Raw genomic sequence first — 16,211 nt, 5'->3', positions numbered from 1 at the left:
TCAGCCGGCGATGAAGTCCTCGATCATCCGCGCCACGCGCTGCGGCTGGTCGTGGTGCAGCATGTGGCCCGCGTCGTCGAGACGCTCGATGCGCGCGCGCGGCACCGATTTCAGCCGCTCGTGGAATTCGTCGAGCGTGTAGCGGTTCTTCCACCAGCCATGCAGGCTGTCGTCGGAGGCCTCGACCATCAGCAGCGGCGCGGTGATGCGGGCGTAGAGCGCGAGCGTTTCGTCGACCCGGAAGATGTGCGCGTTGACGATTTTGTGCGCCGCATCGCCGAGGATCTGCCAGCGCTCGGCGCCGTCGGGCTGGGCGTGGTTCACCGACCAGTGGCTGGCGAGCCAGTTGGCCTTGTCCGGCGTGAGGCGCGGGTTGGTCTTCATGAGGCGGCGCGCCACGCCGTCCACGGCCGAGTAGCCGGCCAGTGCCATCTCGCCGCGGTGCAGGCGCTTGAGTTCGTCGATCCACTGGCCGTAGCGTGCAGGCGCTTCCTCGGGCTTGCGCGCAGGCATGCCGAAGCCTTCGAGGTTGACGAGGCGGCGGATGCGTTCGGGACGCACACCGGCGTAGTGCATGGCGACGTTGCCGCCCATGCTGTGGCCGACGAGGTCGACCTGCCGTGCGGCATCGCCTTCACCTGCGTAATGGTCGAGCAGCCATTCGAGGTCGGCCAGGTAGTCGGCGAGCCAGTAGTTGTCGACGCCACCGCCGTCGGTGAGGCCGAAGCCGCGCCAGTCGGGGGCGATGATGAAACGGTCTTCCTCCATGGCGTCGACCACGAACTGCCAGGAGGCCGCCACGTCCATCCAGCCGTGCACCAGCACCAGGGGAGGGCGCGCAGCGCAGGGCTGCCCCCACAGGCGCACGTGATAGCTGAGGTTGCGCACGGGCACGAATTGGCTGCGGGAAGGGCGGAGGGCTTGGTACATGCGTCCGATGATAAGGAGGCCTTTGTTCTGACGCAGTCCGGCACACGACAGCCGGCGCGCGCGCCCGCTCGGGTTTTGCACCTGCCGCCAGCAGCCTGCCGGGGAGGGCTGTAGCATCCCGCGCATGAAAAAAGTCCAACTCGGTCAAAGCGACCTGCACGTCACCCCGATCTGCCTCGGCACGATGACCTTCGGCGAACAGGTCGACGAGCCCACCTCCCATGCCATCCTGAGCCGCTCGCTCGAGCGCGGTGTCGATTTCATCGACACCGCCGAGATGTACTCGGTGCCCACGCGCAAGGAAACCTACAGCGTCACCGAGACCATCATCGGCAACTGGTTCGCCGCCAACCCCGGCGCGCGCGAGAAGCTCGTGGTGGCCACCAAGGTGGCCGGCCCCTCGCGCAACATGCCGTGGGTGCGCGAAGGCTCGGGCATGACGCCCGCGGACATCGAGGCCTCGTGCAATGCCAGCCTGAAGCGCCTGAAGACCGACGTGATCGACCTCTACCAGATCCACTGGCCCGAGCGCCACGTGCCGGTGTTCGGCAACCTGTACTACGACCCGGCCAAGGAAAGCTCGAAGACTCCGATCCGCGACCAGCTCGAGGCGCTGGGCAAGCTGGTGAAGGCGGGCAAGGTGCGCGCCATCGGCCTGTCCAACGAAACGCCCTACGGCGTGCACGAGTTCGTGCGCCTGGCCGAACAGCACGGCCTGCCGCGCGTCGCCACGGTGCAGAACGTGTACAGCCTGATCAGCCGCGCGCATGAAAACGGCCTCGACGAGACCATGCATCGGTTGAACGTGTCCCTGCTGGCGTATTCGCCCCTGGCCTTCGGCCTGCTGACCGGCAAGTACGACCAGAGCGGCATCGACGGCCCCGACGCACCGAAGGGCGCGCGCATTTCAAGCTACGAGTCGGTGCGCAAGCAGCGCTGGGGCAAGCCTGATTCGCTGCGCGCCGCCAAGCGCTACAACCAGCTCGCGCGCGACAACGGCCTGACGCCCACGCAGCTCGCGCTGGCCTTCTGCTACACCAAGTGGCAGGTGGCGAGCACGATCATCGGCGTGACCTCGGTGGCGCAGCTCGACGAAGACCTGGACGTGTACGGCACCACGCTGTCGCCGGAAGTGCTGGCGGAAATCGACAGGATCCGCCTGGAAATCCGCGACCCGGCCGCGTGAGCAAGAAGACGCAGCACGTCTCGGAAACGCCCGCAACGCAGCTGTTGCGGGCGAACAAGGTCGCGTTCACCGAGCATCCCTACGAGTACATGGAGCACGGCGGCGCGCAGCGCGGCGCCGAGATGCTGGGGCTCGACCCGTTCACCGTCATCAAGACACTGGTGATGCAGGACCAGGACGCCAAACCGCTGATCGTGCTGATGCACGGCAACCGCACGGTGTCGACCAAGAACCTGGCGCGGCAGATCGGCGCCAAGTCGGTCGAGCCGTGCAAGCCGGAGGTGGCGCAGCGCCACAGCGGCTACATGGTGGGCGGCACCTCGCCGTTCGGCACGCGGCGCGAGATGCCGGTGTACGTGGAGTCGACCATCCTCGAGCTGCCGCGGATCGTGCTCAATGGCGGGCGCCGCGGCTACCTGATCGGCATCGACCCGCAGGTGTGCGTGGCGGTGCTGGGCGCCAAGCCCGTTCAATGTGCGCTGGCAGAATAGCCGGCGCCATGACATCCAAGCCCTCCGACTTCTTTCCTTCGCGGCTGGCCGGCAACCCGGGCCAGGGCGCGTCGTTCGAGATGTCGTACCGCAACAGCGAGCGCAGCTGGAGCGAGACGGTCGACCTGTCGGCCCTGCTGCGCGAGACGCTCGCGGCGCGCGGCCACCAGGGCCGGCTGGCGCGTGACGGCTGGATCGTGCTGTCCGATGGGCTCTGGCTGCTGCCGCAGATACTGAGTCTCTCGGTCGAGTCCGCCGACAGGGCGAACAGCTCGACCACCATCGAGGTGGCGCACGCCCGGTTGCTGCCGGGCGGCACTTTCGAGTTCCAGCATTCCGCAGGCGACGATGCGACCGACACCCTGGCGCGCGGTTTCGACCTGTGGGCGCAGGTCGACCTCGTCGTGTACCAGGACGCGCTGCATAAGGAGCCCGCCCACTGCACGTCGATGGAAATGAACTGGCAGGAAGGTCGCGCGCGACGCGTGCTGTTCGGCCCTGTGGCGCACCGGGTGGCCCGCCCCGATGCCGAGGTGGGCGAGGCTGAGGAAGCGCATGCCTTCTGTCCCTGCTGCTTGTTCACCAACACCTGGGACGCCTTCAAGCCGCAGATCGAGTCGGACGCGGTGCACGGCGTGCGCCTGTATGCCGCACGCGATGCGCAGGGCGTGGTGCAGGCCGATTGCCGGGTCGACGGCGAGGACTGGCCGGCCGGTGCCGAGGCGCTGCGCGCCTATGCGGCGCGCTGGCCCGATCGCGGCCTCGAGTTTCGCAAGCAGTATGTTGTGATCCAATCGCCGCCCCAGGCGGTCCTCGCCCAACAAGAACAGATTTTCCCCCGCGGAGTGCCGTCTTGAGTTTCACCTTGCCTTCCCTCATCGCCATCGTGGTGTCGTACCTGATCGGCTCGCTGTCCTTCGCGGTCATCGTGAGCAAGACACTCGGCATGGCCGACCCGCGCAGCTACGGCAGCAAGAACCCCGGTGCCACCAACGTGCTGCGCTCCGGCAACAAGGGCGCGGCGCTGGCCACGCTGCTGCTCGACGCGCTCAAGGGCTGGGTGCCGGTGTTCGTGATCCGGCATTTCGGCGCGCAGTGGGGACTCGGGGAGGGCGTGGCCGCGCTGGCCGGCCTGGCGGCGTTTCTGGGCCACCTGTACCCGGTGTTCTTCGGCTTCCAGGGCGGCAAGGGCGTGGCCACGGCGGCCGGCGTGCTGGTGGGCATCGCGCCCTGGCTCGGGTTGGCGACTGGCGCCACCTGGCTGATCATCGCGGTCTTCTTCCGCTATTCGTCGCTGTCGTCGCTGGTGGCGGCGTTCTTCGCGCCGGCCTACTATCTGATCGGCGGCGGCATTGCCTGGCCGCTCGACCGCACGGTGCTCATCGCGATCATCGTCATGAGCCTGCTGCTGATCTGGCGGCACCGCGAAAACATCCGCCGGCTCGCGGCCGGCACCGAGTCGAAGCTCGGCTCGAAGAAGAAAACGAACTGAAGGACATCACCATGGGCAACATCACCCGCTTCCACGTCGGCGCGCGCCTTTCCGAGACCGCGGTGCACAACGGCACCGTCTACCTCGCCGGGCAGGTGCCCGACGACACCACGCAGGACATCCGCGGCCAGACGCAGCAGGTGCTGGGCATGGTCGATCGCCTGCTGGCCGAGGCCGGCAGCGACAAGTCGCGCATCCTCATGACGCAGATCTTCCTGGCCGACATCGGCGACATCACCGCCATGAACGAGGTGTGGGACGCGTGGATCCCGGCCGGCAACACGCCGCCGCGCGCGACGGTGCAGGCCAAGATGGCCAACGCAGCCTACAAGATCGAGATCGTGGTGACGGCCGCGCAGGCTTGACACCGGGGCTTCAGAAGCGCTTTTCCAGGATCATCTGGTCCGCGTCGCGGCGCATCGAGAAGCGGTTGATGAAGCTGTTGCCCAGCAGCACGAAGGGCATGGACTGCGACGAGACGACGGCGTCGATGTCGTAGACCTCGACGTCGCCCACGCGCACCGATTGCAGGCGCAGCCGGTAGCCCTGCGTCACACCGTTGGCAGTGTTCATCATGACGCGCTGGCCCTTGCTGTAGTCGAGCCCGATGCGCTGGGCGTCGTCGGCCGACAGCGCGATGGACGTCGCGCCCGTGTCGAGCATGAAGGTGACCGGGCGGCCGTTGATGGCGCCTTGCGTCATGAAATGGCCGCGGCTGTCGGCCGAAAGCACCACGCGGTTGCCTCCGCCGCCCAGGCCGACGCCTGCGCCGCCGATGCTCACCGGCGTGTCCATGCGCAGGTTGACGCGCTTGCCCTCGAGTTCGACCACCGCCTGCTCGGCCTGCAGCGACACCAGCTTCACGCCCTGGTAGCTCTCGCCGATGGCCACCGTCTTGGGCGCGCTGCCGTCGACGATCAGGATCGCGCGGCTGCCGATGCTGCCGGTCAGGGTGACGGAGCTTGCGGCGTGCGCCAGGGCAGCGGCAGCCAGCAGCATTGCCGCGGCGACGGGCGCTTTCATGCGGCCGGGCTCAGTCGCGGAAGTTGTTGAACGTGAGCGGCATGTCCGGCACGTCCTTCTTGATGAGGGCCATCGCGGCCTGCAGGTCGTCGCGCTTGGCACCGGTGATGCGCACCGCATCGCCCTGGATCGCTGCCTGCACCTTGAGCTTGCTGTCCTTGACGATGCGGGTGATCTTCTTGGCCTGTTCGCTCTCGATGCCGCTCTTGACCTTGATGACCTGCTTGACCTTGTCGCCGCCCATCTTCTGGACGTCGCCCTTGTCGAGGAAGCGCACGTCGACGCTGCGCTTGGTGAGCTTGCTGCGCAGGATGTCTTCGACCTGCACGAGCTGGAACTCGGCATCACCGATCATGGTGATTTCCTTGTCCTTGAGCTCGACGGCGGCGGCGGTGCCCTTGAAATCGAAGCGCGTCGCGATTTCCTTGGCAGTGTTCTCGACCGCGTTCTTCACTTCGGGCAGGTTGGGCTCGCAGACGGTATCGAAGGACGGCATGGACTCTCTCCTGAATTCACTGGTGCTGGATGCGACAATTCTCCCATGATCGTGGAGTCCAACGTCCCGCTGCAGCCCTACAACAGCTTCGGCATCGTCGCGCGTGCGCAGCATCTGGCGCGCATTGCCAGCGAGGCCGACCTGGTCGCGCTGCACGCCGATGCGGCGTGGCGCGATGCACCGCGTTTCGTGCTGGGCGGCGGCAGCAATATCGTGATCACGGGCGACGTCAAGCAACTGGTGCTGAAGGTCGAGATCAAGGGCCTGCGGCTGGTGGAAGAAACACCGCGCGCATGGATCGTCGAGGCCGGCGCCGGCGAGGTCTGGCATGACGCCGTCGAATGGATGGTGCGCAACGGCTATCCCGGCCTCGAGAACCTGGCCCTGATCCCGGGCACCGTGGGCGGCTCGCCAGTGCAGAACATCGGCGCCTACGGCGTCGAACTCCAGGACCGCTTCGAATCGCTCGACGCCTACGACCTCGAGACCGGCCGCAGCTTCACGCTCGATGCGGCGCAGTGCGCCTTCGGCTACCGGGACTCGGTCTTCAAGCACGTGCGCAGCGGCCCGAACGACTTCGGTCTGGCCGGCCGGGCGGTGATCACCCGGGTGCGTTTCCGCCTGCCCAAGCCGTGGAAGGCCGTGGTCGGCTACCTCGACCTCGAGCGGAAGATGGAGGAAACAGGCAACTTCACGCCCGATGCGCAGGACATCTTCGACTGGATCTGCGCAATCCGCCGCGCCAAGCTGCCCGACTGGCGCGTGCTCGGCAACGCCGGCAGCTTCTTCAAGAACCCGACGGTCACGCCGGAGCAATGCGCCGACATCATCGCGCGAGACCCCAAGATCGTTCACTACCCGATGGACGACGGCAGCATCAAGCTGGCCGCCGGCTGGCTCATCGATGCCTGCGGCTGGAAGGGCAAGTCGGTCGGCAACGCCGGCGTCTACGAGCGGCAGGCGCTGGTGCTGGTGAACCGCGGCGGCCATGAGAACCCGGTGACGGGCGGCGAGGTGATGACGCTGGCCAAGGCGATCCAGACGAGCGTGTACGAGCGCTTCGGCATCCGGCTGGAGCCGGAACCGGTGGTCGTCTGAGCGCATGGACCTCGACTTCCTGCACCTGAACTTTCGCGGTCGCATCGGCGCCCTGGTGTGGGCCCGGCGCGCGGTGCCGCTCGTTGCGCTGCTGGCGCTGTTCCTGGGCTCGCGCCGCTGGGGCTCGGTGGTGGCGGTGGTCGTCGTGGCGCTGCTGTTCTCGGCCGTTCTCAAGTTTCTCGAAACCAGCCTGCGGCGCCAGTTCATCCGTGAGGCGCGGCTGCCGCCCTTCCTCATCGGCAAGCTGCGCGAGGCGCACCCGCAACTGAGCCGGCGCGACGCCGAGCTGGTGCTGCGCGGCCTGCGGCAGTTCTTCATGGCCCACCTGCGCAGCGACCGCAAGTTCGTGGCCATGCCCTCGAAGGTGGTCGATACGGCTTGGCATGAGTTCATCCTGCATACGCAGGGCTATCAGAACTGGTGCAAGGCGGCCTTCGGCGGCACGCTGCACCACAGCCCCGCAGAGGTGCTGGGCCGCGATGCCAGGCGCAACGACGGCCTGCGCCGCAGCTGGTACTGGGCGTGCAAGGAAGAGAGCATCGATCCACGCAAGCCGGCGCGCTTGCCGCTGCTGTTTGCGCTGGACATCAAGTTCGCCATTGCAGGCGGCTTTCAGTATGTGCCCGACTGCAACGCCGTCGAGCGGCACATCGGCTCCGATACCCACTGCGGCACGAGCTTCGGCGATTCGTCATCGTCCGATGGCGGCGGTGCCGGCGATGCAAGCGGATTCGGTGGCAGCGAATCGAGCAGTTCCAGCGGCGACGGGGGCTCCAGCGACGGGGGCGGGGCGTCGGACGGCGGCGGGGGCTGCGGTGGCGGTTGCGGCGGAGGTGGAGGCGGAGACTGATCCGGCGCGTGATCCGCCCGCCGTGCAGCGACGCCAAATGACAACGGGCCCCGAGGGCCCGTTGTCATTGGCGCCTGCCCTTGAAGGGCGGGCCGGGAGCGATCAATTTGCCTTGTCGTCGTTCGCGAGCTTGGGCAGCGAGGCGCCTTCGTTGGGCGACAGCAGGCCGACCTGCGTGTAGATGCCCAGCTTTTCGCGCGTGTCGACGATGTCGAGGTTGCGCATGGTGAGCTGGCCGATGCGGTCCAGTGGCGTGAACGCGCCTTCGACCTTTTCCATGCTCAGGCGCTCGGGCTTGTACGTGAGGTTGGCCGACTCGGTGTTCATGATCGAGTAGTCGTTGCCGCGGCGCAGCTCGATGGTCACCTCGCCGGTGATGGCGCGTGCCACCCAGCGTTGCGCCGTCTCGCGCAGCATGATGGCCTGCGGGTCGAACCAGCGGCCCTGGTACAGCAGGCGGCCGAGCTTGCGGCCGTTGTCGCGGTACTGCTCGATGGTGTCTTCGTTGTGGATACCGGTGACCAGGCGCTCGTAGGCGATGAACAGCAGCGCGAGGCCGGGGGCTTCGTAGATGCCGCGGCTCTTGGCCTCGATGATGCGGTTCTCGATCTGGTCGCTCATGCCGAGGCCGTGGCGGCCGCCGATGCGGTTGGCCTCGAGGATCAGGTCGACCAGGTTCGAATGGCGGACGCCGTTCAGCGCCACGGGCACGCCCTGCTCGAAGCGAACCGACACGGTCTCGCGCTTGACCTCGACCTCGTCCTTCCAGAACGCGACGCCCATGATGGGCTGCACGATGGTGATGCCGCTGTTCAGGTGCTCGAGGTCCTTGGCCTCGTGCGTGGCGCCGAGCATGTTGGAGTCGGTCGAGTAGGCCTTCTCGGCCGACATCTTGTAGGCGAAGCCGGCCTTCTGCATGAATGCCGACATCTCGGCGCGGCCGCCCAGCTCGTCGATGAAGACCTGGTCGAGCCAGGGCTTGTAGATCTTGAGGTTGGGGTTGGTCAGCAGGCCGTAGCGGTAGAAGCGCTCGATGTCGTTGCCCTTGTAGGTGCTGCCGTCGCCCCAGATGTGGACGTCGTCTTCCTTCATGGCCGACACCAGCATGGTGCCGGTGACCGCGCGGCCCAGCGGCGTGGTGTTGAAGTAGGTGACGCCGGCGGTGGTCACGTGGAAGGCGCCGGCCTGCAGGGCGGCGATGCCTTCGTTGGCGAGCTGCACGCGGCAGTCGATCAGGCGGGCGTTCTCGGCGCCGTAGAGCATCGCCTTGCGCGGGATCTCGTCGTAGTCGGGCTCGTCGGGCTGGCCGAGGTTGGCCGTGTATGCATAGGGAATCGCGCCCTTGTTGCGCATCCAGTGCAGCGCCGCGCTGGTGTCCAGGCCGCCCGAGAAGGCGATGCCGACCTTCTGGCCGGCGGGAACGTTTTGGAGGATGGTCGACATGATGGGAGTTCCGTTGGTGGTGGCGCGGTTCAATGGTTCATGACATTCGCGGCACGACTCTGCGCCGTGGACACCGTGAACCGGCTTTGCCGGGTCACTGGTGTCGCCCCCTGCAAGGGGGTTGGAGAAGCGACACGAAGTGCGCGAAGCCTGGGGGGTTTACCCAAAATGGCAGATGTAGCTGTAGGGCTCGCCAGTCACCCGGATCTGGAAGCTCGAGTTGCCGGGAATGCTGAACTTCTGGCCCGGGCCCGAAGCAATCCACTCGGTGGTGCCCGCGAGCTGGTATTCGCAGCTGCCGCCGGCGCCTTCCATGATCTCGGGCGCGCCGGTGTTGAAGGTGAGGGTGGAGGGCAGGATCACGCCGACCGACTTCTTGGTGCCGTCCGCGAGCGTGAGGTTGTGGCTCACGCACTTGCCGTCGAAATACACATTGGCCTTGGTGGCCACTGCGGCGCTGTTGATTGTGTCGGTAGTCGTCGTCATTGGGTGGCGCCGGCGCGCTGGCGGTCGGCAAATCGAGGACGCACCGCACCAGCGGCGCACCCGTCAGGGGTTGGAAAAGTCCTCGATTTTAGGGGCTTGGCCGACGCATGCCGCCAGCCGGTGCTCAGCGGTGCCAGCCGCGGTAGCCGCCGCCCCATCCGCGATAGCCGCCGTGGTAGCCGCCCCATCCCCGCGAATAGCCGAGGTTCAGCGAAACGCCGACCGGCGGGTAGACGTACGGGTAGGCATAAGGGTAGCTGTAGGCCGGCTGCACGTAGACCGGTGCCGGATAGACAGGCGCCGTCTGGTAGACGGGGGCCGGCGCGCTGGAAACCACCACGCCCGGTTCGGGCACCACGTTGTCCCAGGGGTTGCCGGCCGATTGCTGCGGATACGCGCCGTTGTTGGCCTCCACCGGATAGGCCTGCATCTGCGGCTGGGGCGCCACGGGCGAGGTGGTTGCGCCGGCGGTCACGCCATAGGCGCTCGCCTGGATCGGGATCGTCGCGCCGGGCCGGCTGTTCATCCGGGTGGTGTACTGGCGTCCGTTGTATTCGTAGGTGACGTTCCAGTTGACGTCGCTGCCGGTCGTCTCGCGGATCGGGGTGGCGGACACCACGCGGGCCTGGACCACCTGGTTCTGCTGGGCATGGACGAGTCCGGTGCCGGACGCCAGCGCGCCGACCACGGAAAGGCCGGCCAGGGTGCGAAAAACGTGTTTGTTCATGGTGTGTCTCTCCTGCGGATGGCGGTTTGACGCGGGGCGGCGAGGCGGGTTCCGGGGTTTACACGGCGTTGACAGCCCACGCAGCCGCATCGAATCCCGTGGTCACGGGCTTTTTCGGACCCCAGTCCACCACCGGGCGCTTGATCAGGCTGGGGTTGGCCAGCAGCACCGGGCGGGCGGAGTCGGCATCGACCACCGCTTCGCGGGTGGCGTCGTCGAGCTTGCGCCAGGTCGTGCCCTTGCGGTTGAGCAGGGCCTCCCAGCCGGGCTTCGTCAGCCATTGGTCGAGTTCGGCCTCGGGCACGCCCTGTTTCTTGAAATCGTGGAAGGTGTAAGCGACGCCGTGCTCGTCGAGCCAGGTGCGCGCGCGCTTGACGGTGTCGCAGTTCGGAATGCCGTATAGGGTTGTCATGGCCGCGATGATGCCCCGTCCGGCATGTCGGCGACAATGCCCGCCTCCATGGAAACCCTTAACGACTGGCTCGCACGCGCCGAGCAACTCCATCCCAAGAACATCGAGCTGGGACTCGAGCGTGCCAGGGAAATGGCGCAGCGCCTCGGCCTGCGCTTCGGCTGTCCCGTGATCACGGTGGCGGGCACCAACGGCAAGGGCTCGACCTGCGCCATGCTCGAGTCGATCCTGACGCATGCGGGCTATCGCACAGCGGTGTTCACCTCGCCTCACCTGGTGCGCTTCGAGGAGCGGCTCAGGTTGCAGGGAGAGGCCGTCGATGCTTCCAAACTGATAGCAAGCTTCGAAGTGGTGGAGAAGGCGCGCGGCGACATGAGCCTGACGTACTTCGAATTCACGACGCTCGGCATCCTGCACTGCATGATCGAGCAGAAGCCGGACGTGGCGATCCTCGAGGTGGGCCTCGGCGGCCGGCTCGACGCGGTCAACATCATCGACACCGATTGCGCGGTCATCACCAGCATCGACCTCGACCACATGGAATACCTCGGGCCCGACCGCGAAAGCATCGGCTTCGAGAAGGCCGGCATCATGCGCGCCGGCAAGCCAGCCATCGTGAGCGACCCGATGCCGCCGCAGAGCGTCATCGACCATGCCAGCGCCATCGGCGCCGACCTCTGGCGCTTCGGCACCGACTTCAACGTATCGGGGGACAAGCAGCAGTGGGGCTGGTCGGGCCGCGGTCGGCGCTACAGCGGTCTGGCGTACCCGGCATTGCGCGGCGCCAACCAGCTCATCAACGCGGCAGGCGTGCTTGCGGCGCTCGAGGCCGTGCGACCGCAGTTGCCGATCACCGCGCAGGCCGTGCGCAACGGCCTGGCGATGGTCGAATTGCCCGGCCGGTTCCAGATCGTGCCGGGCGAGCCCGCGCTGGTGCTCGACGTGGCGCACAACGCGCATGCCATCGCCGCGCTGGCCGAGAACCTCGACGCTATGGGCTTCTACCCCACGACGCATGGCGTGTTCGGCGTCATGGCCGACAAGGACCTCGCGCCCATCCTGGCGCGCATCGGCCCGCTGATCGACCGCTGGTATTTCACCGACCTGCCCACGCCGCGGGCCGCCAAGGGGGCCGATCTGCTGGCCGCCTGGCAAGCGCAGAACACGCGCACGGATGCCTCTGGCAGCGTGCACGCGAACCCCATGGAGGCGTTGCGCGCAGCCATCGATCGCGCAGACCCCACTGATAGAATCGTCGTCTTCGGATCGTTCTTCACCGTGGGTGGCGTGCTCGAAAACGGCACTCCCCGGCTGCAAGCCAAACACCTGCTGCCAGGCGGCTGATCGTCGGGCTGTACACACACCCATCCGGCACCATCGGGCATCACCTCGCTGCACTCCTTCAGGGATCGAACTTCATGGCGTTTTTCAAGTTCCGCACGCGCGGCCCACAAGGCAACGAAGGACGCAGCGCACCGGCTGCCGTGCCGGCGGAAAGTGTCGAAACCATGCGTCGCCGGGCGCGTCATCGGCTGCTCGGCGCGGCCGTGCTGGTGCTGCTCGGCGTGATCGGATTTCCGTTGCTGTTCGATACACAACCGCGGCCGGTGTCGGTCGACATCCCGATCGAGATTCCCGACCGCAACAAGGTCAAGCCACTGCCGGTGCCTGCCACGCCGGCACCCGCGGTCAGCACTGCCCCTGCCGCTCCCGACAGCGGTTCGCGCGTGGCCTCGGCATCGTCCGGCAACGGCGGCATGATCACCGAGACCGCAGACGGCACCGAGATCGATTCCGGCAAGCCGGCCACGCCGCCGCCCGCCGAGCGCAAGCCTGAGCCCAAGCCCGAAGCCAAACCCGACCCCAAGCCGCAGGCCAAGCCCGAGCCGAAGCCGGAAGCCAAGGTCGAACAGAAGCCGGAAGCCAAGCCCGAGGCCAAGCCGAAGCCCGAGCCCAAGGAAGCCAAGCCCGAGCCGAAACCCAGGACGGCTTCCGCGGACGACGGCGCGCGTGCCCGCGCACTGCTCGAAGGCAAGCCCGTCAACGCAGCGGCTGCGGCCCCCAAGGCTTCGGACGAAGCAGCCGGCCGTTTCGTGGTGCAGGTCGGCGCGTTCGCCGATGCGGACAAGGCGCGCGAAGTGCGCCAGAAGCTCGAACGCGCCGGTCTCAAGACCTATGTGCACGTCGCCAAGACGGCCGACGGCGAACGCACGCGTGTGCGTGTCGGCCCGTTCGGCTCGCGTGCCGAGGCCGACCGCGCGGCGGAAAAGGTCAAGGGCTTGTCTTTGTCGGCGGCGATCCTCACGTTGTAAGCACCGCAGCCTGTCGCCGTGGCCTTGCTCGACTGGATTGCCGTCGCGCTCATCGGGGTGTCGATGCTGTTCGGCCTGATGCGCGGGCTCGTGTTCGAAGTGATTTCGCTGATCGGCTGGGTGGCCGCCTTCATCGCGGCTCAGTGGCTGGCTTCCGGCGTGGCGGCATGGCTGCCGTTCGGCGACCCGCAGGCAGCATGGCGCTATCCGCTGGCCTTCGTGCTGGTGTTCGTGGCGGTGGTGTTCGGCGTGGGACTGCTGGCTGCGCTGACGCGCAAATTGATCACGGTCGTGGGACTGCGGCCGGTGGACCGGATTTTGGGAGCAGCGTTCGGAGCGGCGCGGGGTGCGGTGGCCCTGCTCGTGCTGGCCGTCGTTGTTCATTTGCTGGCGTTGAGCGACAGTGCCTGGTGGCATGAATCGCACAGCGCCGTTGTTCTCGATGCGGCATTGCAGGGCCTCAAGCCCGCGTTGCCTGAAAAGTTGGCAAGCTACCTGCCCTGAGAGGAATCGTTCATGTGTGGAATCGTCGGCGTTGTCAGCAACGCACCCGTCAACCAGTTGCTCTATGACGCGCTGCTGCTCCTGCAGCATCGCGGCCAGGATGCGGCCGGCATCGTGACCTTGCAAGAACGCAAGTTCTTCATGCACAAGGCCAAGGGCATGGTGCGCGACGTGTTCCGCACGCGCAACATGCGCGCGTTGCCGGGCAGCGTGGGCCTGGGCCAGGTCCGTTACCCGACCGCAGGCAACGCGTACAGCGAAGAAGAGGCGCAGCCCTTCTACGTGAACGCACCGTTCGGCATCGTGCTCGTGCACAACGGCAACCTCACCAACGCGCACGCGCTGCGCAATGAACTGTCATCCACCGACCACCGCCACACCAACACCGAGAGCGACTCCGAAGTGCTGCTCAACGTGCTGGCGCACGAACTCGAGCGCTCGTCACGTGGCGTGCCGTTGCATCCGGCGGAGATCTTCGAGTCGGTGAAGAGCGTGCACAAGCGCCTGCGCGGCTCTTACGCGGTGGTGTCGCTCATCGCGGGCCACGGCCTGCTGGCATTTCGCGATCCCTACGGCATCCGTCCGCTGTGCATGGGCCGCAACCCGGCCGATGGCACCGTGATGATCGCGAGCGAATCTGTCGCGCTCGAAGGCTCGGGCCATGTGTTCGAGCGCAACATCGAGCCGGGCGAAGCCGTGTTCGTCGACCTGCAAGGCAAGGTGCATTCGATGCAGTGTGCCGAGTCGCCGAGCCTCAACCCCTGCATCTTCGAGTTCGTGTACCTCGCCCGTCCGGACTCGGTGCTCGACGGCATCTCGGTCTACCAGGCGCGCCTGAACCTCGGCGAAACGCTGGCCAAGCGCGTGGTCTCGACCGTGCCGCCGAACCAGATCGACGTGATCATCCCGATCCCCGAGTCCAGCCGCCCGAGCGCCACGCAACTCGCGCACCTGCTGGGCGTGCCTTACCGCGAGGGCTTCGTGAAGAACCGCTACGTGGGCCGCACCTTCATCATGCCGGGGCAGGGCGTGCGCAAGAAGTCGGTGCGCCAGAAGCTCAACGCCATCGCGAGCGAATTCAAGGGCCGCAATGTGCTCCTGGTCGACGACTCGATCGTGCGTGGCACCACGAGCCAGGAAATCGTGCAGATGGCACGCGACGCCGGAGCCCGCAAGGTGTACCTGGCCAGTGCCGCGCCGCCGGTGCGCTACCCCAACGTCTACGGCATCGACATGCCGACCAAGGGCGAACTGGTGGCACACGACCGTACCGTGGAAGAGATTCGCGAGCTCATCGGCTGTGATGCGCTGATCTACCAGGACGTCGACGCCATGAAGCGCGCCATCGGCTCGCTGAACCCCAAGCTCGCCGGCTTCGACGCTTCGTGCTTCGACGGCGTCTACGTGACGGGCGACATCGACACCGAAGCCATTTCGCGCATGAACGGCAACCGTCCGCGCATCGAAGAGACCGAGGAAGATTCCTCGCGGCTCGCGCTTCCCAACCTGAGCGAATAAGCAAGAGAAGAGAGCCCACGTGAGCGACGAACGCCCCCTGCCGCCCGGCCTCCATCCCGACACGCTCGCGCTGCGCACCGGTCTCGCGCCGAGCCAGTACGGCGAGCACTCCGACGCGCTGTTCCTGACCAGCGGCTTCGTGCAGCCCGATGCAGAAACCTCGATGCGCCGTTTCGCGGGCACCGAGCCGGGGTTCACGTATTCGCGCACCTCGAACCCGACGGTGACCAGCTTCGAGCAACGCATCGCGGCGCTCGAGGGCACCGAGGCGGCGATCGGCGCGTCGACCGGCATGGGCGCGATCCTCATGATGTGCATGGGCTTGCTGAAGGCCGGCGACCACGTCATCTGTTCGCGTTCGGTGTTCGGCTCCACGCTGAACCTGTTCGGCAAGGAGTTCGCCAAGTTTGGCGTCGAGACCACCTTCGTGTCGCAGACCGACGTCGCCGAATGGCGCGCGGCCGTCAAGCCCAACACGAAGCTGCTCTTTGCCGAGACGCCGACCAATCCGCTGACCGAGGTTTGCGACATCCGCGCGCTGGCCGACTTGGCGCATGCCGCCGGGGCATTGCTGGCCGTTGACAACTGCTTCTGCACGCCGATCCTGCAGCGACCGGCTTCGCTGGGCGCCGACCTCGTCATCCATTCGGGCACCAAGCACCTCGACGGCCAGGGCCGCGTGATGGCGGGTGCGATCTGCGGGCCGTCGAAGCTCATCGTCGACGTGTTCGGCCCCATCGTGCGCACCGCTGGCATGGCGCTGGCGCCGTTCAATGCGTGGGTCGTGCTCAAGGGCATCGAGACGCTCGGCGTGCGCATGAAGGCCCATGGCGCCAATGCGCTCGACGTGGCGCAGTGGCTCGAGAAGCAACCCGGCATCGCACGCGTGTACTACCCAGGGCTGCCGTCGCATGCGCAGCATGAACTGGCCATGCAGCAGCAGTCGGGGCAGGGCGGCGCGGTGGTGTCGTTCGACGTGGTCGGCGACACGCCCGAGACCGCGCGCGCCAATGCCTTCCATGTCATGAACAGCACGCGCGTGGTGAGCCTTGCCACCAACCTGGGCGATGTGAAGACGATCATCACGCATCCCGGCACCACTTCGCACGGGCGCCTGACCGAAGCGCAGCGGCAGGCGGCCGGCATCGGTCAGGGGCTGATCCGCCTCGCGGTCGGTCTCGAGCACGTTGAAGACATCAAGGCCGACCTTGCGCGCGGCCTGAGCACCCTGAACTCAATATAA

At 66.9% G+C, this 16,211-nt stretch carries 19 protein-coding genes; 12 read left to right on the top strand and 7 right to left on the bottom strand.

Annotated features, from left to right (window positions below; genetic code table 11):
* On the bottom strand, positions 1–930 hold the full coding sequence (locus tag AACL56_RS22125; RefSeq protein ID WP_339091951.1) for an alpha/beta fold hydrolase: 930 nt from the start codon (positions 928–930) through the stop codon (positions 1–3).
* Positions 931–1,054: 124 nt separating this feature from the next.
* Between AACL56_RS22125 and AACL56_RS22120 the strand changes: the two genes are divergently transcribed.
* From AACL56_RS22120 to AACL56_RS22100, 5 genes are read left to right on the top strand one after another with little or no spacing between them, the layout of a single operon-like run.
* Entirely contained in the window at positions 1,055–2,116 is a 1,062-nt protein-coding gene (locus AACL56_RS22120) for an aldo/keto reductase (protein WP_339091950.1), read from the top strand.
* The gene (locus AACL56_RS22115; RefSeq protein ID WP_339091949.1) at positions 2,113–2,607 is read left to right on the top strand and encodes an aminoacyl-tRNA deacylase; all 495 of its coding nucleotides are present in this window, start codon (positions 2,113–2,115) and stop codon (positions 2,605–2,607) included. Before AACL56_RS22120 ends, AACL56_RS22115 begins: the two co-directional genes overlap by 4 nt.
* An 8-nt stretch (positions 2,608–2,615) precedes the next feature.
* The gene (locus AACL56_RS22110; RefSeq protein ID WP_339091948.1) at positions 2,616–3,464 is read left to right on the top strand and encodes a DUF6348 family protein; all 849 of its coding nucleotides are present in this window, start codon (positions 2,616–2,618) and stop codon (positions 3,462–3,464) included.
* Positions 3,461–4,099, top strand: coding sequence for a glycerol-3-phosphate 1-O-acyltransferase PlsY (gene plsY, locus AACL56_RS22105; RefSeq protein WP_339091947.1), 639 nt, complete (start codon positions 3,461–3,463; stop codon positions 4,097–4,099). Before AACL56_RS22110 ends, plsY begins: the two co-directional genes overlap by 4 nt.
* An 11-nt stretch (positions 4,100–4,110) precedes the next feature.
* Positions 4,111–4,464, top strand: a complete 354-nt coding sequence (locus tag AACL56_RS22100; protein WP_339091946.1) for a RidA family protein — start codon at positions 4,111–4,113, stop codon at positions 4,462–4,464.
* Between the two features lie 10 nt (positions 4,465–4,474).
* Here AACL56_RS22100 and AACL56_RS22095 read toward each other — a convergent pair whose 3' ends face one another.
* Complete coding sequence (locus AACL56_RS22095; protein WP_339091945.1) at positions 4,475–5,122, bottom strand: retropepsin-like aspartic protease family protein; 648 nt, start codon at positions 5,120–5,122, stop codon at positions 4,475–4,477.
* 10 nt (positions 5,123–5,132) lie between these two features.
* Positions 5,133–5,618, bottom strand: a complete 486-nt coding sequence (locus AACL56_RS22090; protein WP_237675446.1) for a YajQ family cyclic di-GMP-binding protein — start codon at positions 5,616–5,618, stop codon at positions 5,133–5,135.
* 45 nt (positions 5,619–5,663) lie between these two features.
* Here AACL56_RS22090 and murB point away from each other — a divergent pair, with 45 nt between their 5' ends.
* Together murB and AACL56_RS22080 are read left to right on the top strand one after the other, a co-directional pair.
* Positions 5,664–6,716, top strand: a complete 1,053-nt coding sequence (gene murB / locus AACL56_RS22085; protein WP_339091944.1) for a UDP-N-acetylmuramate dehydrogenase — start codon at positions 5,664–5,666, stop codon at positions 6,714–6,716.
* 4 nt (positions 6,717–6,720) lie between these two features.
* Positions 6,721–7,566 carry a glycine-rich domain-containing protein gene (locus AACL56_RS22080; protein WP_339091943.1) on the top strand — a complete coding sequence of 282 codons (846 nt, stop codon included), beginning with the start codon at positions 6,721–6,723 and terminating at the stop codon, positions 7,564–7,566.
* 102 nt (positions 7,567–7,668) lie between these two features.
* On the opposite strand, the gene argG is transcribed toward AACL56_RS22080, so the two are convergent.
* From argG to AACL56_RS22060, 4 genes are all read right to left on the bottom strand, one after another.
* Positions 7,669–9,009, bottom strand: a complete 1,341-nt coding sequence (gene argG, locus AACL56_RS22075) for an argininosuccinate synthase (protein ID WP_339091942.1) — start codon at positions 9,007–9,009, stop codon at positions 7,669–7,671.
* A 159-nt stretch (positions 9,010–9,168) separates the two neighbouring features.
* Complete coding sequence (locus tag AACL56_RS22070; protein ID WP_339091941.1) at positions 9,169–9,495, bottom strand: pyrimidine/purine nucleoside phosphorylase; 327 nt, start codon at positions 9,493–9,495, stop codon at positions 9,169–9,171.
* 124 nt (positions 9,496–9,619) lie between these two features.
* The gene (locus AACL56_RS22065; protein ID WP_339091940.1) at positions 9,620–10,222 is read right to left on the bottom strand and encodes a hypothetical protein; all 603 of its coding nucleotides are present in this window, start codon (positions 10,220–10,222) and stop codon (positions 9,620–9,622) included.
* Positions 10,223–10,280: 58 nt separating this feature from the next.
* The gene (locus AACL56_RS22060) at positions 10,281–10,634 is read right to left on the bottom strand and encodes an ArsC family reductase (RefSeq protein ID WP_339091939.1); all 354 of its coding nucleotides are present in this window, start codon (positions 10,632–10,634) and stop codon (positions 10,281–10,283) included.
* A 36-nt stretch (positions 10,635–10,670) separates the two neighbouring features.
* Between AACL56_RS22060 and folC the strand changes: the two genes are divergently transcribed.
* From folC to AACL56_RS22035, 5 genes are all read left to right on the top strand, one after another.
* A complete protein-coding gene (folC, locus tag AACL56_RS22055) occupies positions 10,671–11,978 on the top strand; it encodes a bifunctional tetrahydrofolate synthase/dihydrofolate synthase (protein WP_339091938.1) in 1,308 nt (435 codons plus the stop codon).
* 74 nt (positions 11,979–12,052) lie between these two features.
* A complete protein-coding gene (locus tag AACL56_RS22050) occupies positions 12,053–12,946 on the top strand; it encodes an SPOR domain-containing protein (RefSeq protein ID WP_339091937.1) in 894 nt (297 codons plus the stop codon).
* An 18-nt stretch (positions 12,947–12,964) separates the two neighbouring features.
* Positions 12,965–13,450, top strand: coding sequence for a CvpA family protein (locus AACL56_RS22045; RefSeq protein ID WP_339091936.1), 486 nt, complete (start codon positions 12,965–12,967; stop codon positions 13,448–13,450).
* 12 nt (positions 13,451–13,462) lie between these two features.
* Positions 13,463–14,968 (top strand): amidophosphoribosyltransferase, encoded by a 1,506-nt coding sequence (gene purF / locus AACL56_RS22040; RefSeq protein ID WP_339091935.1) that lies wholly within the window; start codon positions 13,463–13,465, stop codon positions 14,966–14,968.
* A gap of 19 nt (positions 14,969–14,987) precedes the next feature.
* Positions 14,988–16,211, top strand: a complete 1,224-nt coding sequence (locus AACL56_RS22035) for an O-succinylhomoserine sulfhydrylase (RefSeq protein WP_339091934.1) — start codon at positions 14,988–14,990, stop codon at positions 16,209–16,211.

This window comes from Variovorax paradoxus, from assembly GCF_902712855.1.
Classification (GTDB): Bacteria; Pseudomonadota; Gammaproteobacteria; order Burkholderiales; family Burkholderiaceae_C; genus Variovorax; species Variovorax paradoxus_Q.
The sequence above is the reverse complement of the archived record's forward strand: the minus strand, read 5'-3'. Positions and strand labels throughout refer to the sequence as shown.